Origin of the sequence: Streptomyces sp. NPDC086554 (assembly GCF_040686095.1) — a bacterium.
Classification (GTDB): Bacteria; Actinomycetota; Actinomycetes; order Streptomycetales; family Streptomycetaceae; genus Streptomyces.
In genome coordinates this window covers 150,300-174,744 of sequence record NZ_JBFBJK010000019.1, presented here as the reverse complement: position 1 = coordinate 174,744, position 24,445 = coordinate 150,300, and the positions used below count along the sequence as shown (strand labels likewise).

General features: G+C 71.0%; 22 protein-coding genes and 4 pseudogenes. 14 read left to right on the top strand and 12 right to left on the bottom strand.

What is annotated here, in order from left to right:
- Positions 1–23: 23 nt before the first annotated feature.
- From AB0O76_RS29290 to AB0O76_RS29280, 3 genes and pseudogenes are all read left to right on the top strand, one after another.
- Positions 24–731 (top strand): dipeptide/oligopeptide/nickel ABC transporter ATP-binding protein, encoded by a 708-nt coding sequence (locus AB0O76_RS29290; protein WP_365497037.1) that lies wholly within the window; start codon positions 24–26, stop codon positions 729–731.
- Positions 728–1,948 carry an MFS transporter gene (locus AB0O76_RS29285; protein WP_365497035.1) on the top strand — a complete coding sequence of 407 codons (1,221 nt, stop codon included), beginning with the start codon at positions 728–730 and terminating at the stop codon, positions 1,946–1,948. The genes AB0O76_RS29290 and AB0O76_RS29285 overlap by 4 nt, the downstream gene beginning before the upstream one ends.
- Positions 1,949–2,501: 553 nt before the next feature.
- Positions 2,502–2,612 (top strand): annotated as a pseudogene (locus AB0O76_RS29280) (IS5/IS1182 family transposase); the annotation flags it as partial.
- 38 nt (positions 2,613–2,650) lie between these two features.
- Here AB0O76_RS29280 and AB0O76_RS29275 read toward each other — a convergent pair.
- Positions 2,651–3,622, bottom strand: a complete 972-nt coding sequence (locus tag AB0O76_RS29275; protein ID WP_365497033.1) for a GNAT family N-acetyltransferase — start codon at positions 3,620–3,622, stop codon at positions 2,651–2,653.
- Positions 3,623–3,732: 110 nt separating this feature from the next.
- Entirely contained in the window at positions 3,733–4,479 is a 747-nt protein-coding gene (locus tag AB0O76_RS29270; protein ID WP_365497031.1) for a phosphotransferase, read from the bottom strand.
- Positions 4,480–5,217: 738 nt separating this feature from the next.
- On the opposite strand from AB0O76_RS29270, the gene AB0O76_RS29265 reads away from it, so the two are divergent.
- Positions 5,218–5,982 carry a DUF2071 domain-containing protein gene (locus AB0O76_RS29265; protein WP_365497029.1) on the top strand — a complete coding sequence of 255 codons (765 nt, stop codon included), beginning with the start codon at positions 5,218–5,220 and terminating at the stop codon, positions 5,980–5,982.
- Between the two features lie 41 nt (positions 5,983–6,023).
- Entirely contained in the window at positions 6,024–7,004 is a 981-nt protein-coding gene (locus AB0O76_RS29260) for an LLM class flavin-dependent oxidoreductase (RefSeq protein ID WP_365497027.1), read from the top strand.
- On the opposite strand, the gene AB0O76_RS29255 is transcribed toward AB0O76_RS29260, so the two are convergent.
- Positions 6,935–8,218, bottom strand: coding sequence for a hypothetical protein (locus AB0O76_RS29255; RefSeq protein WP_365497025.1), 1,284 nt, complete (start codon positions 8,216–8,218; stop codon positions 6,935–6,937). The genes AB0O76_RS29260 and AB0O76_RS29255 overlap by 70 nt on opposite strands.
- An 800-nt stretch (positions 8,219–9,018) precedes the next feature.
- On the opposite strand from AB0O76_RS29255, the gene AB0O76_RS29250 reads away from it, so the two are divergent.
- The 3 genes from AB0O76_RS29250 to AB0O76_RS29240 all read left to right on the top strand — a co-directional run bounded on the left by AB0O76_RS29250 (position 9,019) and on the right by AB0O76_RS29240 (position 11,276).
- Positions 9,019–9,534, top strand: coding sequence for a lytic polysaccharide monooxygenase auxiliary activity family 9 protein (locus AB0O76_RS29250; protein WP_365497023.1), 516 nt, complete (start codon positions 9,019–9,021; stop codon positions 9,532–9,534).
- A 156-nt stretch (positions 9,535–9,690) separates the two neighbouring features.
- Complete coding sequence (locus AB0O76_RS29245) at positions 9,691–10,839, top strand: serine hydrolase domain-containing protein (protein WP_365497021.1); 1,149 nt, start codon at positions 9,691–9,693, stop codon at positions 10,837–10,839.
- A gap of 287 nt (positions 10,840–11,126) precedes the next feature.
- Positions 11,127–11,276 (top strand): hypothetical protein, encoded by a 150-nt coding sequence (locus tag AB0O76_RS29240; protein WP_365497019.1) that lies wholly within the window; start codon positions 11,127–11,129, stop codon positions 11,274–11,276.
- A gap of 32 nt (positions 11,277–11,308) precedes the next feature.
- On the opposite strand, the gene AB0O76_RS29235 is transcribed toward AB0O76_RS29240, so the two are convergent.
- Together AB0O76_RS29235 and AB0O76_RS29230 are read right to left on the bottom strand one after the other, a co-directional pair.
- Positions 11,309–12,760 carry a tannase/feruloyl esterase family alpha/beta hydrolase gene (locus AB0O76_RS29235; RefSeq protein ID WP_365497017.1) on the bottom strand — a complete coding sequence of 484 codons (1,452 nt, stop codon included), beginning with the start codon at positions 12,758–12,760 and terminating at the stop codon, positions 11,309–11,311.
- A 103-nt stretch (positions 12,761–12,863) separates the two neighbouring features.
- Positions 12,864–13,841: pseudogene (locus tag AB0O76_RS29230) on the bottom strand (PHB depolymerase family esterase); the annotation flags it as partial.
- 284 nt (positions 13,842–14,125) lie between these two features.
- Between AB0O76_RS29230 and AB0O76_RS29225 the strand changes: the two are divergent.
- Entirely contained in the window at positions 14,126–14,956 is an 831-nt protein-coding gene (locus tag AB0O76_RS29225; protein ID WP_365497015.1) for an inositol monophosphatase family protein, read from the top strand.
- On the opposite strand, the gene AB0O76_RS29220 is transcribed toward AB0O76_RS29225, so the two are convergent.
- Complete coding sequence (locus tag AB0O76_RS29220) at positions 14,953–15,333, bottom strand: hypothetical protein (RefSeq protein ID WP_365497013.1); 381 nt, start codon at positions 15,331–15,333, stop codon at positions 14,953–14,955. The two genes, AB0O76_RS29225 and AB0O76_RS29220, sit on opposite strands and share 4 nt — an antisense overlap.
- Before the next feature lie 351 nt (positions 15,334–15,684).
- Between AB0O76_RS29220 and AB0O76_RS29215 the strand changes: the two are divergent.
- A pseudogene (locus AB0O76_RS29215) lies at positions 15,685–15,885 on the top strand (histidine kinase dimerization/phosphoacceptor domain-containing protein); the annotation flags it as partial.
- A 186-nt stretch (positions 15,886–16,071) separates the two neighbouring features.
- Here the strand turns inward: AB0O76_RS29215 and AB0O76_RS29210 are convergent.
- From AB0O76_RS29210 to AB0O76_RS29200, 3 genes are all read right to left on the bottom strand, one after another.
- Positions 16,072–16,836, bottom strand: a complete 765-nt coding sequence (locus AB0O76_RS29210; protein WP_365497011.1) for a class I SAM-dependent methyltransferase — start codon at positions 16,834–16,836, stop codon at positions 16,072–16,074.
- Between the two features lie 96 nt (positions 16,837–16,932).
- Entirely contained in the window at positions 16,933–17,577 is a 645-nt protein-coding gene (locus AB0O76_RS29205; protein ID WP_365497010.1) for a class I SAM-dependent methyltransferase, read from the bottom strand.
- Positions 17,578–18,360: 783 nt separating this feature from the next.
- On the bottom strand, positions 18,361–19,314 hold the full coding sequence (locus tag AB0O76_RS29200; RefSeq protein WP_365497008.1) for a helix-turn-helix domain-containing protein: 954 nt from the start codon (positions 19,312–19,314) through the stop codon (positions 18,361–18,363).
- A 97-nt stretch (positions 19,315–19,411) separates the two neighbouring features.
- Here AB0O76_RS29200 and AB0O76_RS29195 point away from each other — a divergent pair, with 97 nt between their 5' ends.
- Both AB0O76_RS29195 and AB0O76_RS29190 read left to right on the top strand, forming a co-directional pair.
- Positions 19,412–20,443, top strand: coding sequence for a saccharopine dehydrogenase NADP-binding domain-containing protein (locus AB0O76_RS29195; RefSeq protein ID WP_365497006.1), 1,032 nt, complete (start codon positions 19,412–19,414; stop codon positions 20,441–20,443).
- A gap of 55 nt (positions 20,444–20,498) precedes the next feature.
- The gene (locus tag AB0O76_RS29190; protein ID WP_365497004.1) at positions 20,499–20,858 is read left to right on the top strand and encodes a zinc ribbon domain-containing protein YjdM; all 360 of its coding nucleotides are present in this window, start codon (positions 20,499–20,501) and stop codon (positions 20,856–20,858) included.
- 100 nt (positions 20,859–20,958) lie between these two features.
- On the opposite strand, the gene AB0O76_RS29185 is transcribed toward AB0O76_RS29190, so the two are convergent.
- Together AB0O76_RS29185 and AB0O76_RS29180 are read right to left on the bottom strand one after the other, a co-directional pair.
- On the bottom strand, positions 20,959–21,438 hold the full coding sequence (locus AB0O76_RS29185) for a hypothetical protein (RefSeq protein WP_365497002.1): 480 nt from the start codon (positions 21,436–21,438) through the stop codon (positions 20,959–20,961).
- A 15-nt stretch (positions 21,439–21,453) separates the two neighbouring features.
- Complete coding sequence (locus tag AB0O76_RS29180; RefSeq protein ID WP_365497000.1) at positions 21,454–21,735, bottom strand: antibiotic biosynthesis monooxygenase; 282 nt, start codon at positions 21,733–21,735, stop codon at positions 21,454–21,456.
- Positions 21,736–21,861: 126 nt separating this feature from the next.
- Between AB0O76_RS29180 and AB0O76_RS29175 the strand changes: the two are divergent.
- A pseudogene (locus tag AB0O76_RS29175) lies at positions 21,862–21,957 on the top strand (TetR/AcrR family transcriptional regulator); the annotation flags it as partial.
- Positions 21,958–22,342: 385 nt separating this feature from the next.
- A complete protein-coding gene (locus tag AB0O76_RS29170) occupies positions 22,343–22,894 on the top strand; it encodes a cupin domain-containing protein (protein WP_365496998.1) in 552 nt (183 codons plus the stop codon).
- Positions 22,895–23,119: 225 nt separating this feature from the next.
- Here AB0O76_RS29170 and AB0O76_RS29165 read toward each other — a convergent pair whose 3' ends face one another.
- Positions 23,120–24,286 (bottom strand): acyl-CoA dehydrogenase family protein, encoded by a 1,167-nt coding sequence (locus AB0O76_RS29165; RefSeq protein ID WP_365496996.1) that lies wholly within the window; start codon positions 24,284–24,286, stop codon positions 23,120–23,122.
- Positions 24,287–24,445 lie beyond the last annotated feature (159 nt).

Sequence of the window (24,445 nt, the reverse complement as noted above, 5' to 3'; positions counted from 1 at the left end):
TTCCTCGAGAAGGCCCCCACCACATGACTTCCCCGCCCCCTCTCCTCGACGTCCGCGACCTGGTGGTCCGCTACGGCGACGCGGTCGCCGTCGATCACGTCTCGTTCGACCTCGCCGCCGGTGAGACCCTGGCGCTGATCGGACCCTCGGGCTGCGGCAAGTCGTCCACCGCCACGGCCGTCCTGCAGTTGCGGCGCCCGGACGGCGGTGAGGTGTGGTTCGAGGGGCAGGAGCTCACCGCGCTCGACGAACGCCGGCTGCGGCCGCTGCGGCCGGCGATGCAGCCGGTCTTCCAGGATCCCTACGGCTCCTTGAGCCCCCGCCACCGCATCCGCGATGCCGTCGCGGAGCCGCTGCGGGTGCAGGGGCGCTGGGGCGCCGCAGGCCCGGACCGCGTCGCCGAGCTTCTCGATCTGGTCGGCCTCGCCGCCGCGCACGGCGACCGGCTGCCGCACGAGTTGTCCGGCGGACAGTGTCAGCGGGCGGGCATCGCCCGCGCGCTGGCCTGCGAGCCGCGTCTGCTCGTTCTCGACGAACCGGTCTCCGCGCTGGATCCGTCGCTGCGCGCGGGCATACTCAATCTCCTTGCCGAGCTGCAGGAGCGTCTCGGCCTCGGCTATCTCTTCATCAGCCATGACAGGGCTGTCGTACGGCACTTCAGTGATCGCGTGATCGAGATGCGCGCGGGCAGGATCATCACCGCGTCCGCCGGGCAGGGGACGGACCGTTGAGCCCGCTGGCCCGCCTTCTCGTCTCCAGCCAGTTCGCCTTCAACGTCGGCTTCTTCGCCGTACTGCCCTATCTGGCCGACCACTTGAGCGGATCGCTGGGTCTCGGTGGCTGGCTGGTGGGGCTGGTCCTGGGGCTGCGGACGTTCAGCCAGCAGGGGCTCTTCGTCGTCGGCGGGGCGCTCACCGACCGCTATGGTCCGCGGCCGGTGGTCCTTGCCGGGTGTGCACTACGGGTCTCCGGGTTCTGCTGGCTCGGGTTCGCCGAAGGCACGGCGGCCGTCATCGGGGCGGTGGTCCTTGTCGGCTTCGCCGCCGCGCTGTTCTCACCCGCCGTGGAGACCGAGATCGCACGCGAGGCGGTGTGTCTGGAGGAGGCCGACGGCATCGCGCGTACGCGCGTCCTTGCGAAGTTCTCGGCCGGCGGGCAGGCGGGCGCGCTGATCGGTCCCGTGCTCGGCGCGCTCCTGCTGTCCGGCGGCTTCCGGGCGGCCTGCCTCGCGGGGGCCGGGGTCTTCGCGCTGGTGCTCGCGGGGCACTGGCGGCTGATGCCCCGCTCCGCTGCGGCCCCGGCCGCCCGCCGTGAGCGGGTCGACGTCCGTGTCGTACTCCACCATCGCCGCTTCCTCGCGCTCGCCGTCGCCTACGCGACGTATCTGCTGGCCTACAACCAGCTGTATCTGGCGCTGCCCGCCGAGCTGGAGCGGTCGACCGGTTCGCAGTCCGCGCTCGGCTGGCTGTTCGCGCTGTCGTCGGCGATGGTCGTCGCCGGGCAGCTGCCGCTGGAGCGATGGGCCGCCGCCCGGCTGTCCTGGCGGGGCTTCGTGATGTGCGGGCTCGTGCTGCTGGCGGTCGCGTTCGTGGTGGCGGGGGTGCTTTCGCCGTTGGGCGGGCTGTGGGCGTCGGCGGCGTTCGTGGTGCTGCTGACGCTGGGGCAGATGCTGGTGGTGCCGGCCACCCGGGCCTGGCTGCCCGACCTGGTGGATGCACGCCGACTCGGCCTGTTCACCGGGGCGTTGTCGTCCCTGGCGGGCATGGTCGTCCTCGCGGGAAGCGCGCCTGCGGGCGCGCTGCTGGAGATGGGCGGGCTGTGGCCGTGGCTGGTACTCGCGGCGGTTCCACTGACGGGTCTCGCGCTGGTGCCGGGCCGGGCGGGCGAACGGGCGACACCCGCGACTACTCGGACCGCTGAGGGGGTGCAGGGGGCTGGGGGTGGGTGAGGCGGGGCTGTGCGGGGGCGGGGCTGTGCTGTGCAGGGCGGGGCTGTGCTGTGCAGGGCGGGGCTGTGCTGTGCAGGGCGGTGGTCGAGCTGCGGGACGGGACGGCATCGGACGGCCGAGGCTTGCGGGGCTGGCAGCCTCGGGCCGCGCCCGTGCGGGCGGAGACCCGGGGGGCTGTGCTGTGCGGGGCGGTGGTCGACCTGCGGGACGGGACGGCGGTCGACGGCCGAGGCTTGCTGACCAGTGCAGCTCTGCGGGGCTGGCAGCCCCGGGCCGCGCTCGTGCGGGCGGAGACCCGCACCCCCAGATCGCGACGGCGGTCGACAGCTGAAGCCTCGGGGGCCGCAACCCTGCGGGCACCATGCGGGGCGAGCAGTCCGGGCGCCCGCACCTCTGCGTACGGAGGCCACCCCGATCTGCGATACGGCGTTCGACGACCAGGCCCACAAGCCGGCGCAGCTCTGCGGGCCGGGCAGCCCCGGCCGCGCCCGCGGGCGGAGACCACACCCCCAGACCCGCGACGACGGTCGACAGCCGGAGCCCGCCGGGCGGGCACGGCTCCGGCCTGGGCGTGTACCGGTGGGTCGTGGAAGGAGCGATCGCGCTGCTGCACTGGTTCCGCCGCCTGCGTATCCGCTGGGAGATCCGGATTCACGGGTTCTGACAGCACCGGCCTTCCCAGCGGGCCGAGCGCGGCGGTGGTCAGCGCCAGTCGTCGATCACATACGCGTCGGGGTGGCTGTACCCGGGTTCGTTGGGCCTGTGCATGGTCACGCCCTGCAACCAGGTGCGGAAACCGCGGTCGATCATGCGCCGGTAGGCATCCGGGCGCCCCAGGTTCATGCCGGCGTCCAGTTGCCCCAGCCCGCGCTCGGCGGCCAGCCGCTCGCATGCGTCGAGCAGTCGCTCGAACCGGTCGGCGGCCTCCGGACCAGGACGTACGGCGCCGAATTTGACGAAGCACACGTCCAGGCCGGCCTCCGACCCGGCTCCGCAGTGGCAGACGGCCAGGCCGTCGAGCTCGGAGCCGGCGCCATGGAGCAGGATGGTGTCACCGAGTCCCTGCGCGTGCGCGGCCACGATCTCGCGTTCCAGGCTCAGGCCCTCGTACACGGCTCCGGTCAGTGCGCGACAGAGGCTCAGTGCGTCGGGCCGCTCGGCGGCGGGCAGTTCGCCGTAGAGCACCCGGCCGGGGACTGCGGCACCTTCTGTGACCTGCTTCTTCATGATGGCTGTGAGGAATCGAGGCCAGAAACCGTATCGGCGGTAGAGCTCAAGATGCTTGGGACTGTGCGCGAAGGTGAACAGGCCGAGGTGGCGATTCCCCCAGGCGTCGAAGCAGTCGATGACCGGCTCCATCAGACGCCTGCCGATGCCCTGGTCCCACAGATCCGGACGTACGGTCAGCGGTCCGAAAAACCCGACGCTGCCCCAGTTGGCGGCGAAGTTCGATCCGACTACTTCGCCCTCGACCGTCGCCGCGAACGCCGCCTGCGGGTCGGCCGCCCAGCGGGTACGGACGTAGTCGACGGTCCCGAACGGATCGGGTGCCCCCAGGAAGGTCCCGAAGGCGGCCCTGCAGATCTCATCGGCCCGATCCAGGTCCGCCTCATCCAGCGGGCGGACTGATACCGGGGCCGCGCCGCTCCTGGGCTCCGCTGCTGGTGGGACCATCGCTCTCTCCTCCCTACCCCCGTTCCCCCCGTTCCATCGCACCACGGAGGTGCGCCGCAGGCGAGGTGAACGGTCCGACGACACCCCCGAGGAGTCGGGCCCGCGCAGCCTCACATCCGGGATCTCAGTACGTCGATCTCGCAGCCCGGCGCGGAGGGGTCGAAGCCGTGCTCGATCAGCCAGCGAACCGCCAGCAGGCTTCGCAACGACCACCACGCGTGGATCACGTCGAGGTCGATGTCGGTGCCATAGCCGTCGATGACGTCGTCGAGGTGCTCCTCGTGTCCGAGCGTGAAGGTGGCGAGGTCGTACAGGGCATCACCCTGGCCCGCCTCGGACCAGTCGATGATGCCTGTGACCTCGTCGCCGTCGACGAAGACGTGTGCGATCTGCAGGTCGCCGTGCGTGAACGCCGGAGTCCACGGCCGGAGCGCGGCCTCGGCGACCTGGCGGTTGCGGGTGACCAGGTCGGCGGGCAGGACACCATTCGTCACGAGCGACTCGCACTCGTCGTCGAGTTCCGCCGCCAGCGCGACGACGCTCCGGCCGGCCCGGCCCGGCAGGGGCGGCAGGGGCGCTTCGTGCAGCTTCCGGATGGCGGCACCCGCCGCGGCCCACGCCGCCGGCGACCCGGTCGACGGCCCGCCGAGGCGCCCAAGCGTCGTCCCCGGGAGTGCGGCGATCGCGAGCACGGGCGGCTTGCGCCACAGGACCTCCGGGGTCGGGACCGGCGCGAGGGACATCGCATCGACCTCGACGTCGATGCGCGCCTGATCGGCATCCACCTTCAAGAACACGTCGCCGACGCGCAGAGTCGCGCGCTCGGAATGGGCGACGACGACTTCGACCTCATCCATGGGCGACCAGTGTCCCGGGGATGATCGCCGACGTCACCCGGTTTATCGCGTGCGATGACGCGGCTGACCGCGTCCCGCTACCCGGCGGCCTCGTGCACGACACCGACCTCTGGCCAGGTCAAGCCCACCCCTTTTGTCAGGAGTCCCAAGCCGCGACGGCCGTCGACGACCAAGGCCCACAAGCCGCCGCAACTCTGCGGGGCGGGCAGCCCGGGGCCGCGCAGGTGCGGGCGGAGCCCCCGGCCGCGCATGTGCGGGCGGAGCCCCCCCCCCGGCCGCGCTCGTGCGGGCGGAGACCCGCACCCCCCAGATCGCGACGGCGGTCGACAGCTGAAGCCCCGGGTGCGCCGCACTCCGTGTACGGAGACCATCCCCCGATCCGCGATACGTCGTTCGACTGTCAACGCCCACAAACCGGCGCAGCTCCACGGGCGCCGGGCAACCCCGGCCGCACCCATGCCGACGGGCACCGGACCCGATCCGCGAGGCGGTCCGCCGCCCAGGCCTCAGCCGCCGCAGCGCTGCCAGCCGGTGAATCCCGCGCCGTGTCCGTACGGACGGAGACCACACCCCCGATCCGCGACGGCGGTCGACTGCCGAAGGTCGCGAGCCGCCGCAACTCTGCGCCGGCCAGTGAGTCCCCGGCCGCACCCGTGCGCATGGAGTCCCCTGCTGATCCGCCGACCCCGAAGCCACCCCACCCATCCCCCCGCCCAAGCCCCCTGCAATTCTGATCCCGTGGCCCTCACCTCCTCCTCGCCGGAACCCATAACCGCCGACCCGCCCTCCTCCGCCGTGAACCCGCTGCTCACGCAGTCGTGGCTGGATCTGGCGTTTCTGCACTGGGCCGTGGATCCGGACGACGTGGCGCCGCTGTTGCCCGCCGGCACCGTGCCCGATGTCCATGGAGGGGTCACCTATGTGGGGCTCGTTGCGTTTCGGATGCACCGGGTGGGCTGGTTCCGGCTCCCCGGTATTCCGTACCTGGGGACCTTCCCCGAGACGAACGTACGGCTCTACTCGGTGGACGGCCACGGACGTCGCGGCGTCGTCTTCCGGTCCCTCGACGCCTCGCGGCTGATACCGGTGGCGGTCGCGCGTGGTGCCTTTCGGCTGCCCTATCAGTGGTCCCGGATGAGCATCCGGCGCAGCGGCGACATCGTCACGTACACGAGCAGCAGGCGCTGGCCCGGGCCGCGCGGCGCGCACAGCCGGATCGCGGTGCGGGTGGGCGAGCGGGTGGCGGAGCCCACCGAGTTCGAGCATTTCCTGACGGCGCGGTGGGGCATGCACAACACATTCTTCGGGCGGCAGATGTTTTTGCCGAACGTGCACCCGCGCTGGCCGCTGCACCGCGCGGACCTGGTGGCGTGCGACGAGGACCTCGTCGTGGCGGCGGGGCTGCCCCGGCCCGTGGGTGACCCGGTGAGCGTGCTGTATTCGCCGGGGGTGCCGGTGCGGTTCGGGCGCCCGGCGCGCCCCGGCGGCATTCCCACTCCCTGACCGGGCGGAAGCCTCGACTCGGCCCGTCCTATGCTGAGCGCATGATCGAACTACCGCTCTCCGCACTGGAAGTTGCCATGGTCGAGGCCGGTACGTCGGCCGCCGACGCGCTGCGCAACTGCGACGGTGCCGCCCAGGAACTCGACCGTCTCGGCTACCACCGGCTGTGGTTCGCCGAGCATCACCGCTCCCCCGCCATCGGCGCCTTCCCGCCGCCGATCATGACGGCACGCATCGCCGCCACGACGTCGCGCCTGCGGGTCGGCTCGGGCGGCGTACTCGCCCCCAATCACGCGCCCTTCACCGTGGCCGAACAGTTCGCGACGCTGGCCGCGCTGCATCCCGACCGGATCGACCTCGGGATCGGGCGTGGCCCTGGGACGTTCGACGAGGGAACGGCGCGTGCGCTGCGCCGCGGGGCGGATCCCGCCACGGACGAGGAGTACGGCCGTGATGTCGCCGCCACGCTGGAATTCCTCACCGAGGTCGGCCTCGGCGAGCTGCCCGAGCCCTGGCTCCTCGCGTCGAGCCGCGCGGGGGCGGCACTCGCCGCCGAACAGGGCCTGCCGGTCGCGTTCGCCCACCACATCCGCCCCGAGAACACCATCGAGGCGCTCGCGCACTACCGCGAGGCGTTCCGGCCCTCCGTCTGGTGCGAGAAGCCGCGCGTCCTGGTGTGCGTGGAGGTGGTGTGCGCGGAGACCCAGGAGCGGGCCGATGAGCTGACCCGGCCCATGGCCGTCGTGAAGGCGGGCCTGCTCCAGGGGCACAGCGATGTGCCCTTCCCGAGTCCGGCGACCGCGGCGGCGCATCGATTCGATGCGCGGGAGGAGGCGGCGCTCGCTGCGTTCGCCGCTTACCAGGCCCATGGGACACCGGAGTTGGTCGAGGAGCGGCTTACGCGGCTCGCGGAGGTCACCGAGGCCGACGAGCTGATGCTGGTGACGCCCGTCTACAACCTCGCCGACCGTGTCCGGTCCTTCCAGTTGGTGCGCGAACTCGCGGCTCCGCTCGGTACGTGACCTCGCCGCGGTGCCTGGCATGGCTCAGCGCGGCTCCGGCGCTGGGTCCAGTGCCAAGGCGACGGCTTGGTCGACGCTGAGCTGGGTGCCGCGCGCGAAGGCCATGTCGAAGTCCTTCTGTCCCAACTCCTTGCGACCGAGGGTGCGGGCGGCATCGTGCGGAGCGTTGAAGTGTGCAGAGCCGAAGAGGGGAAGACCGACCCTCCGCCAGATGCGGTGGGCCGCCCCTTGAAGCACGGCGGCGTGGCGGCTGCGGCCGCCGACCGCATGGAGCAGGGCGATGAATTCGATGGGCAGGACCACGGCGCAAACGAGAGGACATACAGCACATACGCCTTGCCCCAGCGCTCGCCATGCACATCGCAGATGTGGCGGGCCTGTTGGCAGACTTCGACGGCGCGCTCAAGGTCGCCCTGGAAGGCGAATGCCATGGCCAGCTCGATCCGGGCCATCAACACGTTGCTGTTGAGTTCCCCCAGGGCTGCGTATCGGGCGAGGGCGGTTTCGAAGTACTTCTGTGCCACGTCGTGTTCATCACGGATCAGCGCGGTACAGCCGAGCCGGTGGGTGGCGTATGCGTACGCGGCGTCGTCGTCGATACGCAGTGCCTGGGCTCGGCAGTCTTCCAGCATGGACACGGCCACCGCCGAGTCCCCCTGGAGAATGGCCACGTATCCGGTGCCCCAGAGGGCCTTGAGCCGATCGGGAGTGAGGCGGGAGGCGGCCGCGAGGGCTCTGTCCAGCCAGTACCGGCCGTCGCCCAACAGCCCGCAGCCGACCCAGTAGAACCAGAGCGTCCCGGCCAGCCGCAGGCCGGCCTCTTCCTGGCCGGGCGTGGACAAGGCGGAGTCGAGCGCCGAGAAGAGGTGGGTGTGCTCGCGCCGGGCCGAGTGGAAGACAGCGGCCTGGCCGGGGCCGAACCAATCCCGCTCGCCCTGCTCGGCGAACGCCTGGCACCAGGCGAGGTGACGGCTCTGCTGCGATTGCTCCTCGCCGAGGCGCCGCAGCCATTCGCCGCCGTACGCCCGTACGGTGTCGAGCTGGCGACAGCGCTCGCCGTCCGGCCACTTGTCGCGGACGAGCAGAGACTTTGTGACGAGCCCGGCGAGCAGATCGGCGATCTCCGTTTCCCCCAGAGGAGAGTGAGCGCACACCTGCTGGGCGGCGTCGAGGGAGAAGTCCCCGGCGAATACGGAGAGCCGAGCCCACAGCAACCGCTCGTGCGGCTGACACAGCTCGTGGCTCCAGCCGATGGCCGTACGGAGCGTACTGTGCCGGTTCGCCCCACCGGACGTGGACGTCTGCGGATCTGCCCCCGCGGCCTCCTCGACGAGGACCTGGAAGCGGTCTTCCAGACGACTGCCGGTTGCTGTCGGTGAGTGCGAAGCCAGGACACGCCTCGCGGGCGCGCTGCGCGAAGAGCACCGCCGCCCCGTCGACGACCGGCATCGGCTCGACCAGGAACTGCTGCGCGTCCTGAAGGGGAAAGGGCTGCCGACTGGTAGCAAGGACGTGCAGACGGGGGGCGGCGCGCAGCAGCAGTACGGCGAGGTCCGCGCATGCTTCCACGAGGTGCTCGCAGGTGTCGAGGACCAGCAGCATGCGCTTGTCCTCAAGGTGATACCCCGTCGTCGAACTCGTTCGCCGCTTCTGCGGCTGAGCGCACGGCGATACGGGTCTTGCCGACCCCTCCGGTCCCCGTCAGGGTTACCAGCCGGGAACGGGTCCAGGCCTTGCGCAGCACAGACAGCTCGTGACGGCGGCCGATGAAGCTCGTCTCCTCCCTCTCCGTAATCGCATGTTTTCGGGGTGCTCAATGATCACGGCGCGGGGGGGCGCTCCTGCCGAGCAAAACGTCATCGCGTCGACGCAGGTCGGCGACAACTTCCGCCCCTGGAGGAACAGTTGAAGGGTTGACGGGGCCCCGACAATCAGTATGGTCTAGGCCAATGAGTCGACCGAGGCGCCCGGTTGTCTCCGTCCCCCTCATCCCCCCACCTCCGAGGGAGCAGAGATGAACAAGAAGCAGAAGCTGGCGGCCGCCCTGGGTGCGGCCTTCGCGCCCGTACTAGTGCTGACCTCCGTCACCCCGGCCGGCGCGCACGGATACGTCAACGCGCCCCCGAGCCGTCAGGCCCAGTGCGCGGCCGGCACGGTGAGCTGCGGCGAGATCACCCACGAACCGCAGAGCGTCGAGGGCCCCAAGGGTCAGACGACCTGCAGCGGCGGCAATGAGCGGTTCGCCGAGCTGGACGACGACAACAAGGGCTGGCAGACCACCGACGTCGGCTCGTCCCAGGAGTTCAGCTGGAAGCTGACGGCGGCTCACGCGACCAGCACCTGGCAGTACTTCGTCGGCGGCAACAAGATCGCCGAGGTCGACGACGGCGGCGCCAAGCCGGGCGACACCGTCACCCACACCGTCGACTTCGGCGGGCTCAGCGGCAAGCAGAAGGTGCTCGCGGTGTGGAACATCGCCGACACCTCCAACGCCTTCTACGCCTGCATCGATGTGAACATCACGGGCTGAGGAGGCCAATCCGCGCGGGGTGGTTCCCCCACACCATCCCGCGCGGTCCGCTTGGCCGGCGGACCGCAACCGGCACCGATGGCTTCGATGACTCCGAGGCGCGGCGGGAGTCCTACCTTCGACCACATGCCCGTCACAGGTTGAGAAGGTGGACGCATGGCCGATCTGCGCGAAACGCTGGAAGCACACGTCGACAAGGGCTCCGTGCCCGGAGCCGTGGGCCTGGTGGCCCGCGGTGACCGCATCGAGGTGGCGGCCGTCGGGTCCGTCGACGTCGAGGGCAGCGCCCCGATGGCCAGGGACTCGATCTTCCGTATCGCATCGATCACCAAACCGATCGTTGCCGCGGCCGTCATGATGCTGGTCGAGGACGGGCGGGTCGCGCTCGACGACCCGGTCGCCCGGTGGCTGCCCGAGCTGGCGTCACCGAGCGTCGTACGCACGCCGGCCTCGCCGGTGGACGACGTGGTCCCCGCGGTGCGGCCCATCACCGTCTTCCATCTGCTCAGCTCCCGCGCCGGATACGGCTTCGCGCCCGACTTCTCGCTGCCCGCGGTCGCGGCGCTGGCCACCGAGCTGAAGCAGGGCCCTCCCGCGCCGCAGGCCGTGGCGGCGCCCGACGACTGGATGGCCACCCTGGGGCGGATTCCGCTGCTGCACCAGCCGGGCGACGGCTGGCTGTACAACCTCAGCTCCGAACTGCAGGGCGTGCTGATCTCCCGGGTCACGGGCAGGACGCTGCCCGACTTCCTCGCCGAGCGGATCTTCGAACCGCTCGGGATGACCGACACCGCCTTCGCCGTGCCGCCCGCCAAGCTCGACAGGTTCACCGCGTACTACGGGGCCCGTCCCGAGGGAGGCCTCGACCTCCTCGACGCCGCCGACGGGCAGTGGAGCCATCCGCCCGCGTTCCCGTCCGGCGCGGGCGGCCTGGTCTCCACCGCCGACGACTGGCGCGCCTTCGGCCGGATGCTGCTGGCCCAAGGGGCGGCAGGCGACCGCCAGTTGCTCTCCCCCGCGTCGGTCCGGCACATGACGACCAATCATCTGACCGTGGCCGAGCGGGAAGCCGGCGGCTTGTTCCTCGAAGGCATGGGCTGGGGCTTCGGCGCCGCGGTCGACGTCGAGCGGGCCGAACCCTGGAGCGTGCCGGGGCGCTACGGCTGGGTCGGCGGCACCGGCACGACCGCGCACATCATCCCGGCCACCGGCACGGTCACCATCATGCTCAGCCAGCTGCAGATGGGCGGGCCGAGCTTCCCCGAGCTGATGCGGGACTTCTGGCGGTACGCGGCGGACGCCTGACGGGCAGCCACGGCGGCCGCACGGCGTCGATCATGCGCCAGGTACCGCCCGCACCAGAGAGGCCCTTCTGTGCAACGACGTGACTTCGCAGCCGCCCTGACCGCCGCCGTCGCCACCCCGGCCGTCCTCGGCGCGGCACCGGCCGTCGCGGCCGACCGCTCGGGCGGCGGGCTCGACCACCACATGCGCGCGACGCTCGCCGCGGAGCTCGACGACCGGGGCGCCACCCGCGCGCTCGTCCCGCACCTGCACGACGTGGGCTTCGAGACAGGTGATCGTGCCGTCGGGTGGCCGAGCTCCGCAAGAACCTGCCCGGCGGCACCGAGTCGGGCCAGCCCTGGAGTCGCCGCCGCGACCTGTACCTGGTGCACGACATGGCCGCCCAGTGGGCGGTCCTGCGCGACAAGCTGGTGAAGGAGGCCTGTCCGAACGGCTGAGGCCGGGCCACGGGGATGTACGTACGCAGTCGTCAGGCCAGCGGGCAGTTGGCCAGCAAGGTCGTCGGGTCCGCCCCGGTGGGGCGCGGGATCGTGTGGCTGGGTGGTGCGGCGTGGCCGGTGCGGAGCCAGTGTTCCGTGGCGGTGAACGCCGAGCGGTGGCAGGGCAGCAGTGGGCGGAGCTTGTCGGGGAAGGTGTCGAACAGCGAGTCGGTGTGCGTGGCGCCCTCTATGCGGTAGGAGCGGAACAGGTCGCCGCGGCCCGCGTCGCGGACCATGCGGGCGTACACGTCCGCGTCGCGGCTGATGGGCAGCAGCACATCGAGGGTGCCCTGCAGCGTGATCAGCGGTTTTCCGATCCTGCCGGTCAGCGCTACCCGCTGCACGGCCCGGTGGACCTCCGCCGGACGGGACGCGTAGTCGTAGTCCGCGTCGCAGGCCGGCGTGCCGGGCGCGCAATACGGGGTGCCTGCCTCTGTGGAGCCGTCGAAGTCGGGGTCGAACTCCTCTCGGTAGACGCGCTGGGTCAAGTCCCAGTACGAGCGGTGGTGGTAGGGCCACAGGAACTCCGAGCCCGCGGGGAAGCCCGCCGCAAGCATCTGCCGGTGGGCTCGGGCGACGCCGGAGCCGCCCGCCGCGTAGGCGGGGTACGCACGCAGCGCGGTCGGCAGGAAGGTCAGCAGGTTCGGTCCGTCCGCGCGCCACAGCGTGCCTTCCCAGTCCACACCGGCGTCATAGAGCTCGGGATGGTTCTCCAGCTGCCAGCGCACCAGGTAGCCGCCGTTGGAGATACCCGTGGCCAGGGTGCGGGTGGGATGCCTGCCGTAGCGCTGGGCGACGACCGTGCGGGTGGCCTTGGTGAGTTGGGTGACGCGCCGGTTCCATTCGACGACGGCGTCGCCCGGCCGCCGGCCGTCGCGATAGAAGTGGGGTCCGGTGTTGCCCTTGTCGGTGGCGGCGTAGGCATACCCGCGGGCCAGCACCCAGTCGCCGATGGCCCGGTCATTGGCGTACTGCGCCCGGTTTCCAGGGGTGCCTGCGATCACCAGGCCGCCGTTCCACCGGTCGGGCAGCCGGATGACGAACTGGGCGTCGTGGTTCCAGCCGTGGTGGGTGTTGGTCGTGGACGTGTCGGGGAAGTAGCCGTCGACCTGGATGCCGGGCACGCCGGTGGGGGTGGACAGGTCCTTGGGGGTCAGGCCCGCCCAGTCGGCCGGGTCTGTATGACCCGATCCGACGGTTCCGGCGGTGGTCAACTCATCCAGACAGGCGCCCTGTTGGCGTTCGGCGCCCGGCACTTCAAGACGGTCGAGGCGGGCGCAGCTCCCCTCCGCGGGCGCGGGCGGCACGGCTGCGCTCGGGGCGGCAGTGAGCGCAAGGAGCAGGGCCGCTCCGGTGGTGATGCGGAGCAGCAGGCGGAGGCGGAAGCGGTCTGAACTGCGATGCCCGGGTGGGATGTTGGCGTCGGCTCTATGGGGGCGCATGCGGCTGTCTCCGTGTACGGGAAAGGGATGCGGCGGGCGGAGGCGCGACGACCTGCCGGATGAAAACAGTCGGATGAGGACAGTCAGACGACGACAGTCAGCCGCCGTTGAGCCCGAAGAACTCGGTGATCCAGTGGCTGGAGCAGATCGATGCGATGAAGTGCGCGGTCCCGGTGGCGCCGCACTGCTGGGCAGCGGTGCCGGGGTCCACCGGTGTGCCGTGGCCGACGTTCGGCACCCGGTCCACCTCGACCGCGACGCTGCCGTCGGCGGCCAGGTACTGCTCACGTCGCGTGCTGTTCGGCCCGATGGCGGACGTACGGTCCGGGCTCTGCCCCAGGCCGTGCACGGCCGTCCACTGATCGCGCAGGGCGTCCGCGTTCTTCGGTACGACCGTGGTGTCCCGGTCGCCGTGCCAGATGGCCACCCGCGGCCAGGGGCCGGTGTGGCCGGGGGCGGCGTCCGTCACGTTCTTCGCCCAGGCCGCGGGGGTCCGGGTCACCCCCGGGTTCATGCAGGTGTACGCGGAGACGACGTCGGTGGCGCAACGGTGGGGCAGGCCCGCGACCACCGCCCCGGCCTGGAAGACGTCCGGGTAGGTGGCGAGCATGGCCGCGGTCATCGCACCGCCCGCCGAGAGGCCCGTGACGTAGGTCCGGGCGGGATCGCCGCCATAGGCGGAGCCTGCCTTGGCGACCATCTGCCGGATCGACGCGACCTCGCCCTGGCCCCGCTGCGTGTCCCCGCTCTGGAACCAGTTGAAGCACTTGTTGATGTTGTTCGACGTCGTCGTTTCGGCGAAGACCAGCAGGAATCCGTACTGATCGGCGAACTTGGTCAGCCCCGAGTTGTCGGCATAGATCTGGGCGCTCTGCGTGCAGCCGTGCAGGGCCACCACCACCGCCGGATGGGCGGGCAGCGACTCCGGCCGGTACACGTACATGTTCAGAGCGCCCGGGTTGGCCCCGAAGTCGGTCACCCGCTCCAGAGCTACCGCCGCCCGGGCCTGCGGCGCCGGGGCGAACAGGGAGGCCCCGGCGGCGAGGGCGAGAGCGGCGACCGGCAGGCCGATCCTGCGCAGCCGGCGTCTGAGCGAGGCCGCACGACGGGGCAACGGGGCCGTGTGGGTGGGGGGTTGGGCGATTCCGTCCATCATGGAAGCCTCCTACGGGCAGCGGCGCCGAGCGGCTCGCCGCCGCGGCGAAGTGCCGGTCACCCTAGGAGGCGATCCAGCCGCCGCGACATGGCGACGAACCCCACAACCACGGCGTACGCCAAGGGCGTTCGCCCTGTTGCGCGACCCGCAGCCCGCCGACCCGCAGGGGTCCGGCGCGAGCCGACCATGACCATGACTACTCTGCGAGCGTGCTGACACTGAACACGGAACCTGATGCCGAACTGGCAGTGGCGGCGGCCCGAGCCGGAGCCGCTGTCGTGCGCACCATGTACGGGGATTCGCTGCCCAGGTTCGAGAAGACGGCCGGCGACTTCGCGACGGCCGCGGACCTCGCCGCGGAGAAGGCCATCTGCGACGTCCTGCGTACCGCTCGGCCCGATGATGCCGTCACCGGCGAGGAAGGCGGTCATCAGGGCGCGGGCGACGCGGCACGCCGATGGCTGGTCGACCCCCTGTGCGGCACGCTCAACTACGCCGCGCACACCATGCTGGTCGCGGTGAATGTCGCCCTGCGGGTGGGAACGGACATCACGGTCGCCGCGTCGGCCGATCCGTTCACCGAAGAGGTGTTCTGGACCGACGGGGAACGCGCCTGCCTGCGCCGCGGTGGCGTGGACGAGGAACTGGCGCCCTCCCCCGATTCACGCCTTGTGGACGTCAACCTCGACCCGCCGTTCCCGAACGACCCTTCCTTCCGGGCGGTTCGGCTGCTCGCCGACCCGGACTTCGTCCAGGAGTTCCGGCCCCGCGTCGTCTCCACCACTCTGGCGGTGGCCTGGGTCGCGGCCGGCCGCAGGGCCGCCTACATCACCGACGGACATCTCCGCGACAGCGTGCACTTCTCCGCCGGTATCGCCCTGTGCCGCGCCGCCGGCTGCACGGTGACCGGCATCCACGGCCAGCCTCTGCACACGGGCGCGGGCGGCCTGATCGTGGCGGCCGACCGGCAGACCCATGCCGCACTGCTTGACATGATCAGCCGTCAGACCCGTCGAGCCGGGATCAGATCCGGCGATTAGCCTCTCCGCTCGACCAGCTCTTTGAGGCGGGCGATCTCGGCAGCGTGCTCGTTCAGCCGCTGGGAGGCGACGCCGCTGGTGTGAAGGACCGCTCCCGCGACGGATACCGGCACCGAAAGACCAAGGATGCCGAGCAGTTCGGGCCAGTCCCGCTGGGCGGCGCACGGATTGCGGAAGTCCGCCTGTGCGTTGGCGGTGGGGCCGTCCGTGAACAACCGCGACTCGCACGTACCGGAGCCGCCGGCGTCGTACGGCACCAGCAGGAGCACGGCGAACCACACCCACAGCGCGATGGCCACGGCCATCAGCACGAACCCCCACGCCTCTGCGTTCTTGGCGCGCTTTCGCAGACGTATGTCGAGAGGTATCGGGGTCATGACAGACGAACCTATCAAGTCCGCGATCACCGTCCGTCGGCACGGATCAGGCTTGCGGCCGCTGATGGTCCCTCAATGTCCCCGAGGACCTTTGATCGGCGTCGCGCGAAGAATGGACGCGTGCCGCCTTTCGATCAGACACGTCTCCGGCTGCCTCGTGGCGCCGGCGCCGACGCTGCACGGGCCGTCGGCACGTTCGTGCTGGTGGCGGTCGCCGAGGGACAGCGGCTGAGCCGGGGCGAGGACGGCGCGGGTATCCGGTGGCGGTGGGCTGGTTCACGGTGCTGGCCATCGGGGCGTACTACCTCCCAGGGCCGGATGCAGGCCGCCATCGCCATGGCGGCGACGATGGTGATCGGCCACAACATCTCGATGATCAACGTGCAGGCGGGTGCGGCTCTGTACCGGCTGGCGCTGTACCGGCTGAAGAAGGATCCCGCCCAGGCCGAGGAGGCGCTCGGTGCGATCAAGGCGGGCAGCCGCGAGACGCTGCGGGAGCTGCGGGCCGCCCTTGGTGTGCTGCGCCAGGTCGATGAGGAGGCACCCGCGGCGGCCGGGGCCATCGTGATCGTGGTGTTCGGCGCCTTCATGCTGAGCGCCGACCGGATCCTCCAGCAGTTCGGCCTCGGCCTCGCCGTGGCGATCCTGATGGACGCGTGCCTGGTGGCTCCCCGCCCCGCTCGCCCGGCGACTGCCCAAGGCGGCGCTCGAGCGCCTTGCGCAGATACGTGCCTGTGCTCAGGCGAGAGACAACACAGCCACGTCGTACCGCTCCCTCACAGGAACCGGTCGGGTCGTCGGCTCGTCCTCGGCGTCGGCCCGCAGCCGCCCAAGCCCTTCCTGGAATTCCGCGGCGGTGAGCTGGGCGAACTTCGACTGGGGCTGCGAGGGCATGCGGGCGTGGTAGTCGCGGAGACTGGCGGTGACGGGGCGAGCGAAGGAGATGACGGTCCGGACCGTGAATCCGGCCAGGGCGAAGTCCTCCAGCACCTCGGACCTGGAGGGAAATCGCTGTTCGTCCAACTCACGGAGGCCGGGCCAGTAGTCGTAGACCAGGGCGTCGAGCCGCTCGCGAAATGTCGTGCGGATGACGGTCGTTCCGCCGGGCCGGAGAACGCGGGCCAGCTCGTGGGCGACCCGGACGCGGTCGGGCAGATGGTGGATCACGCGCGACAGCAGGGCCAGGTCGAACAGATCGGAGCGAGTGGGCACGGCCTCCGCTGTGCCCGCCAAATACTCCACCGTCGCATGGGAGTTGTGCCGCCGAGCCTCAGCAAGCATGGGCACGGAAACGTCGATCCCGATCACTCGCGAGGGGTTGAGCCGACGGGCCATCGAAGCGCAGAACATACCCGTGCCCGCCCCGATCTCCACCACCGCAGGCGACGGCCGCCCCACGAAGGAACCGATCAAGTGTGTCCAGTCGTGGAGTGACGCATCGGGCATCTCATTGCCGCCCTGATATACGCCCGCCAGCCGCTCATCGTCATAGACCCTGCCCATGCCGATCATGCTTACGGTTCTGACGCCGCAGGACAAGACCGCGACCGGCCGCCGCCCCGTGCTGCTCGCCTTGCCCGAAGGCTTTGCCCAAAGGCCTTACGCATCAGCCTTACGCAAAATCAAATTCCCCCGGCGGAACCGCTCCCCCTCGCCCGGCTCACGCAGCATCCGGCCGACTTCGACGAATCCGGCCGCGCCGGCCAGCCCCGCGAGGTCATCGATCGGCCACCGGTAGGCAGTCGCCACTCTGTGGTCGAACGGCGTGACCGGCTCCCCCTCCGACTCGAAGAAGCCGAGCAGGAGATGTCCTCCGGGTGCGAGTACCCGCTGGAACTCGGTGAAGTACGGGGGCAGTTCCTGCGGTGGGGTGTGAATGACCGAGTACCAGGACACGATGCCGTCCAGGCTGCCGTCGGACACGTCCAAGGCGTCCATGGAACCGACCTCGAAGCGCAGGTCCTGGTAGGCCGCGCGGGCGAGGTCGATCATCACCGGCGAGAGGTCTACGCCGAAGACGTCGAGCCCCAGGTCCCGCAGGTACGCGGTCGTCTGCCCCGGACCGCATCCCAACTCGGCGACGAGCCCCCCATCGGCGCTCCGCACGATGTCGGCGAACGCGGTGAGCACCGCGCGATCCAGCGGAAGCGCGTCAAGCGAGTTGCGGGCGAACTCCGCGTAGATGACGGCCATGGCGTCGTAGGCGTCCGCTGTTGCACTGAGGTAGGAGGAAGGTTGAGTCACAAGCGCGGATACTAGGGGGCCTGCCCGATCGGCCCGATGGCCGCCCCTCCCGTGACAACTCCGCCCGGGTCAGGCGTCGGAACAGCACCGCAGCGTGCGGAACAGCGCGTAGCGTGGCAGTTCCCAGTCATGCGCACGGCGGGCGAAAGCGAGAACTGCGCGAGATCGGCGCTCTGGCTGGAGACGGCCCCCGGCGAGTGCTGGACCCGCAGCTACTGTCTGCTCTACCGGCAGTTGGTGCTGTGGCTCTCGCACGGCGACTCCCGGGCCGAGGAGCGGGACAGACTCGGCCGCGAGGCACTGGCCCTGAAGCAGACCGTGGACGACCGGCTCGGCGCGGCCATCGCGCTGGAACTGCTCGCCTGGTCCGCGGCGCGCGCGGGACGCGACGAACGGGCCGCCTGGCTCCTTGGAAGTGCGGACTCGATCTGGGTCAGGATCGGCGGCGTGCGGCTGTTCAACGTGGCCATACTGCACACTGAACACGACACGGCCGTCGCCAAGGTGCGGGCGGCGCCGGGAGATTCGGCGTACGCGGCTCAGCACGAGCGGGGTGCCGGGCTGAGCCTCGCGGAGTCGGTGACGCACGTGACCGAGGGCACGGACGCGCTCCCCGAAGCGGGGGGCGAGCCTTCGGCCGGGCGGCGCTCCGCGCCGGTCCCGCGGGCACGGGACCGCGCCACCGCACAGCCGGGCAGCCTCACGACCCGGGAGCGGGAGGTGGCTTCGCTGGTCGCGGAGGGGCTGACGAACCGGCAGATCGCCGAGCGTCGCGGACGCAGATCACGGACCCGGAGGCCTGACGCTGCGGAACGAGCGCCGGTAGCTGTGCGGCGGCACCCCGACGACCCGCTTGAACTGGCGCCGCAGGGTCGTGCCGGTGCCCATGCCGGTGGCCAGTGCGATCGACTCGATGCTCTCGTCGGTGGCTTCAAGCAACTCCTGGGCGCGGCGTACCCGCTGGATCAGGAGCCACTGGAGTGGCGTCTGCCCGATCACCGACCGGAACTGCCGTCCGAGATGGCGCGGGCTCGTGTTGGCCTTCCGCGCCATGTCCGTCACGGTCAGCGGCTTGTCGAGGCGCTCCTGTACCCAGGCGAGCAGGTGGGACAGCGTGTGGTCGCCCGTGACCTGTACCGGCGTCGACACGAACTGAGCCTGGCCGCCGGGCCGATGGGGCGGCACGACGAGGCGGCGCGCGACGGAGTTGGCGACGGCGGCGCCGTGGTCGAGGTGGACCAGATGAAGGCAGAGATCGACGGCGGCTGCCTTGCCTGCGGCCGTAAGCACGCTGCCGTTGTCCGTGTACAGCACGTCCGGATCGACCATGGCGCGCGGATGGCGTGCGCTCAGCTCCGCGGCGTGAGCCCAGTGGGTGGTGGCCAGTCGGCCGTCCAGCAGGCCCGCGGCGCCGAGCACGAACGCCCCGGTGCACAGGGAGGCGACCCGGGCGCCCGCCTCGTGAGCCGCCCGCACGGCGTCGATCAGCTCCCCCGGCAGCGGATCGTCGATGTCGGCGCACGCGGGCACGATCACGGTGTCGGCATCGGCCAGCCGCTCGAGACCGTGATCGGGCTCGACCGTGAACGGGCCGACCCGCACCGGTCCCGGCCCGCAGAGCAGTACGTCGTACCAGCCCTGGGTGGCCTCGCGCGGAGGGTTGCCGAAGATCTCGTAGGCCACCGCCAGTTCGAAGTGCAGCAGGTGACCGGCGGCCGGCAGCGCGACAGTGGGCATGTCCGAAAGTGTATGGGTGTTGTCGTTCCGGACCATCACGGTCGGGCCGCATCGGCGGCAACACTGGACCCATCAGCACATCGCGAGCGGGGGAACCATGCGTACAGCAGGAGCAGTTGTGGTTTACGGCGCGACCGGGCACACCGGCCGCTTCATCGTCGCCGAGCTGCGAAGACGCGACTTCAGCACGATCGCCTCCGGTCGCAGCGCGGTCCAATTGGACGCGCTGTACGCCGAGTTGGGGGACGTGGACGTGCGGCCGGCCACCGTGGACGACGCGGGCTCGCTGGACCGGGCCCTTGCCGGGGCGGCGGCGGTCATCAACTGCGCGGGGCCGTTCGCGGTGACGGGAGGCCCGGTGGTCGAGGCGGCGCTGCGCGCGGGGATCCCGTACATCGACGTCGCGGCGGAGATCGAGGCGAACGTCGCGATGTTCGCCGACCATGCGGAAGCGGCCCGGAAGGCGGACGTACCCGTGGTGCCCGCGATGGCCTTCTTCGGCGGTCTCGGCGACCTGTTGGTGACCGCGGCGATGGGCGAGTGGTCCGCCGCCGACGAGGCGCATGTCGCCTACGGGTTGACCAGCTGGCATCCCACGGCGGGCACCCGGGCCGCGGGCGAGGTGTCGCACGACCGGCGCGGGGGCCGTCGGGTGCGGTTCGCGGGCGGGGCGCTGGAGTACCACGACGACAAGCTGCCGGAGCAGGACTGGGACTTCCCCGAGCCGCTGGGCCAGCGAGCGGTGATCGCGGAGTTCACCATGGCCGATGTCGTCACCGTCCCCAGCCATGTGGCCGTACCCGAAGTCCGTACCTATATGGCCGCCGACGCCGCGCGGGACCTGGCCGACGAGGACACGCCCGCGCCGGAGCCGGTCGACGGCCTGGGGCGATCGGACCAGACGTTCGTCGTCGACGTCCTGGTTCGCGCCGACGGCGTCGAGCGGCGCGCCACGGCCCGTGGCCAGGACATCTACGCCGTCACCGCTCCCCTGGCTGTGGAGGCCGTGCGGCGCGTCCTGGCCGGGCGGACCCGCACCACGGGGGTGGCTTCGGCCGGCGCGATGTTCGACGCGGCGGACTTCCTGCGGGCACTGCACCCGCACGTGTCGGTCGAGCTTCCCCACTGACCGGCGGGGCCGGCTCACGGCGGCGTCTTGGCTGGTCAGCGCCTACACTGCTGCGGTGAGCGAGAACCTTCCCCCCTGCCCCGAGTGCGCCGGCGCCTACACCTACGAGATGGGCGCACTCCTGGTCTGCCCGGAGTGCGGGCACGAGTGGTCCCCGGCAGCCGCCGAGACCCCCGACACCGACGGTGGAACCGCCGTCATCAAGGACTCGGTCGGAAACGTGCTCGCCGACGGCGACACGGTGACCGTGGTCAAGACCCTGAAGGTCAAGGGCAGCCCCAGCGGGATCAAGGCGGGCACCAAGGTCCGCAACATCCGCCTCGTGGAGGACGGCGTGGACGGCCACGACATCGACTGCAAGATCGATGGATTCGGCCCCATGCAGCTCAAGTCCAGCGTGGTCAAGAAGGCGTAGTGGTCCAGAAGGCGTAGTGGTCCAGAAGGCGTAGTGGTCCAGAAGGCTCAGGGGCCGGCGCGTCCAGCGCCGCCGGCCCCAGGGCCCCCGCTGCACGGCCTCAGCGCGCGGTGCGCACCTTCGCCTCCGCTTCGCGCAGCATCCCCGGCACCAGTCGGCGGTGGACGGCGGACAGCGGGGGCCACAGCCATCGGCCCAACCACCGGTCGTAGCGCAGGAACGTCCCCAGCGACACCCGCCCATCGGCCGCCTCCACGAGAAGGTTGCCGGTCAGGAACCAGGAGGCGGCCTCGAGCCGTATCCAGTCCTCGCCGCGTTCGGCGATCCGCCAGCCGGCCACGGTCTGCGGCGATCGCCCCCGGCTGAGCCGGATCCCGAGCAGACCGCGCCAGATGAACCGCTCGGCAGGGCTGGGGACGTCGCCGAACATGGCACGGGCCCACTGCTCCGGGGAGGCTACGGCGTCCGTGGCGAGGGCGAAGCGGTCGACGTAGTCGATGACCGGCAGTGAACTCAGCGCACAGAAGGCCTCGGGGAGACGGCGCACTCCCACCGCACCGTCGATCTCACGCGTAATCACGGCAGTCCCCTACTTCTACTTCGACACGAGGGGGTGGACCTGGCGGGGCTTGCGTTCGCGTTCGTCGAAGGCGACGGCGTCCAGGTCGCGGGCCGCCGCGAGCGCCGCCCGGTGGGCCTCATCGGACTCGAACGTGCCGATCGTGACGACGGCGTCGCCGTCGGGGGTGGCCCAGACATCGACGGACAGGCACCCCGAGCTGGCTCGCAACACGTCGCCCACCTGGTGCGCGCGGCCGACGAATTCCTCGAAGTGCTCAGGGTGCGGGTAGTGGAAGGCGACAAAGCCGACGGTCATCTCGCTGTCTCCGTTCACTTATACGGTGGCGTATAAGGCGACGATAGCCCGTTTATACGGTGGCGTACACGCGGCGGGAAGTGAGGTGGGGCACATCATGGGCGCGACACGCATGCCGCGTGCGGCGAGGTCGAGGCCCGCAGCCTGCTCGCCTTCTGCGCGGCGATCGGCGAACACGTCCTCGCCGCCGACCACGGCGACCGCAGCCGCGCCCAAGTGCTAGGGCCTGTCCGATGGGTCCTGCCGGGGTCGCGACCCCTGGCACGCCCATCTGCCGCGTTGTCGTCGGTTGCCAACGCTCCGCGTTGTCGCCCTCCTCCGCCTTGCAGCTGCACGCACCAGGGCCCGCTCGGCCCTGCTGAATCGGCACCCGGCGCAAAGACCGGCCCGACCCATCGGACAGGCCCTAGGCCGTGCCACGGATCTGCTGCTCGACCGCCACCCCGATGACAGCGGCCGCCGGCGGCCGTCCCGCAGGTGATCCGCGGCGGCGGTTCCTGCCAGGATGGCTGCCGACAACCGCTGTTGTCCGTGACCACCGCCGGTGTGCGCCTGCCCGCATCCGGCCCTGCCGTCACGGCCCGCCCCGACGAGCAGGATGATTCCGATGGCCCCGCACCCCGCGCCCTCGTCCTCCGACGACGAGTCGGCCGCCGCTCCTCATGACGCCTTCCACCCCGACCTCCCCGGCCATGCGTCCGGCGCACCACCGCTGAACTCCCGCCTGCATCACATCCGCGCCGATGCCCTCGACGGGGAGACGGCGCAGACGGGCGGCATGCGGCGGTTCGCCGCGATCAGCGGGCGGAGCGTCGGTTCGGAGCGCATCTGGATGGGTCAGACGCACGTCGCCCCGAGCACCGCATCCTCCGACCACCATCACGGCGCGTCCGAGACGGCCATCCATGTCATCAAGGGCCACCCGGAGTTCGTCTTCCTCGACGACTCCGACGGGACCCCGCAGGAGATCCGGATCCGCACGGCACCGGGCGACTACGTCTTCGTCCCCCCGTACGTCCCGCACCGCGAGGAGAACCCGAGCCCCGACGAAGAGGCGGTCGTGGTCATCGCCCGCAGCACGCAGGAGGCCGTCGTGGTCAACCTGCCGGAGCTGTACGTCCTGGGCGGCGAGCCCGGCGCAGGGCGGGCGGAGGGCTGATGCTCAACCGCCCGTGCTCTCCCTGACCCCCCCGTTCGTACAGGGCGGCTGTTCTACGGCCTGTACCGGCAGACCGGCGGCAGGTTCCTACTGCCGGAGGGCGGGCCCGCCGAGGTCGACGTGGACCGCATGGCCGAGGTCATCGCCTTCATGGCCAGGCTGCTCGACGGCCGGGTCAACCCCCGGCGGCTCAACTCCGGGCCGAGGTCTATACGAACTGGCAGATCAGCGGAAGGCGCCCTCGCCCGTGAGGGCCTTGCCGATCACCAGCGTGTGGACCTCGCTGGTGCCCTCGTAGGTGAGGACCGACTCGAGGTTGTTGGCGTGGCGGATCACCGGGTATTCGAGGGTGATGCCGTTGGCCCCGAGCAGAGTGCGGCACTCGCGGGCGATCGCGATGGCCTCGCGTACGTTGTTGAGCTTGCCGAGGCTGATCCGCTCGGGCGTCAGCTGCCCCGCGTCCTTGAGGCGGCCCAGTTGCAGCGCGAGCAGCATGCCCTTGCCGAGTTCGAGCGTCATGTCGGCGAGCTTCTGCTGGGTGAGCTGGTAGGAGGCGAGGGCGCGGCCGAAGACGGTGCGGTCGCCGACGTAGGAGATCGCCGTCTCCAGGCAGTCGCGGGCGGCGCCCAGTGCGCCGAAGACGATGCCGAAGCGGGCTTCGTTGAGGCAGCCGAGCGGGCCGGAGAGCCCGCGCGCTGACGGCAGCATGGCCTCGGCGGGCAGGCGGACGTCCTCAAGGACCAGCTCGCTGGTGACGCTCGCGCGCAGCGACAGCTTCCGCTTGATCTCGGGGGCGGAGAAGCCGGGGGTGCCGGTGGGGACGACGAAGCCGCGCACGCCCTCGTCGGTGCGGGCCCACACGACGGCGACGTCGGCCACCGAGCCATTGGTGATCCACATCTTGGTGCCGTTCAGGATCCAGTCGGTGCCGTCCCGGCGGGCTGTGGTGCGCATGGAGCCGGGGTCGGAGCCCGCGTCGGGCTCGGTCAGGCCGAAGCAGCCGATCTTCTCGCCCGCGGCCATCCCGGGCAGCCATTCCCGCTTGTGCTCCTCGGAGCCGTATTTCCAGATCGCGTACATGGCGAGGGAGCCCTGGACGGACACCAGGCTGCGCAGTCCGGAGTCGACGGCCTCCAGTTCGAGGCAGGCGAGGCCGTAGGACAGGGCGCTCGTGCCGGCGCAGCCGTACCCCTCCAGGTGCATGCCGAGAACCCCCAACTTGCCCAGTTCGCGGGCGAGTTCACGGGCAGGGATGGCACCGTCCTCGAACCACTGCGCGACCTGCGGGCGCAGTTCGCGCTCGCCCATGGTGCGGACGGTGCGCTGGATCTCTCGCTCCTCCTCGGTGAGCAGGCCATCGATGGCGAACAGGTCGAAGGGATGGGTGCGCATGGGCGGCCTCCGGATCGGGGTGTGCGGGGCAGGTGGGGCATAGGCTAGCCCCAGATCGGATTTTGGATCCAGTATTGATTATCCGCTCTCCGGTGCGTACGTTCTCGGGCCGGAGGACCATGCGTACGTTCTCCGGCCGGAGGACCAGAGGAAGGGAGC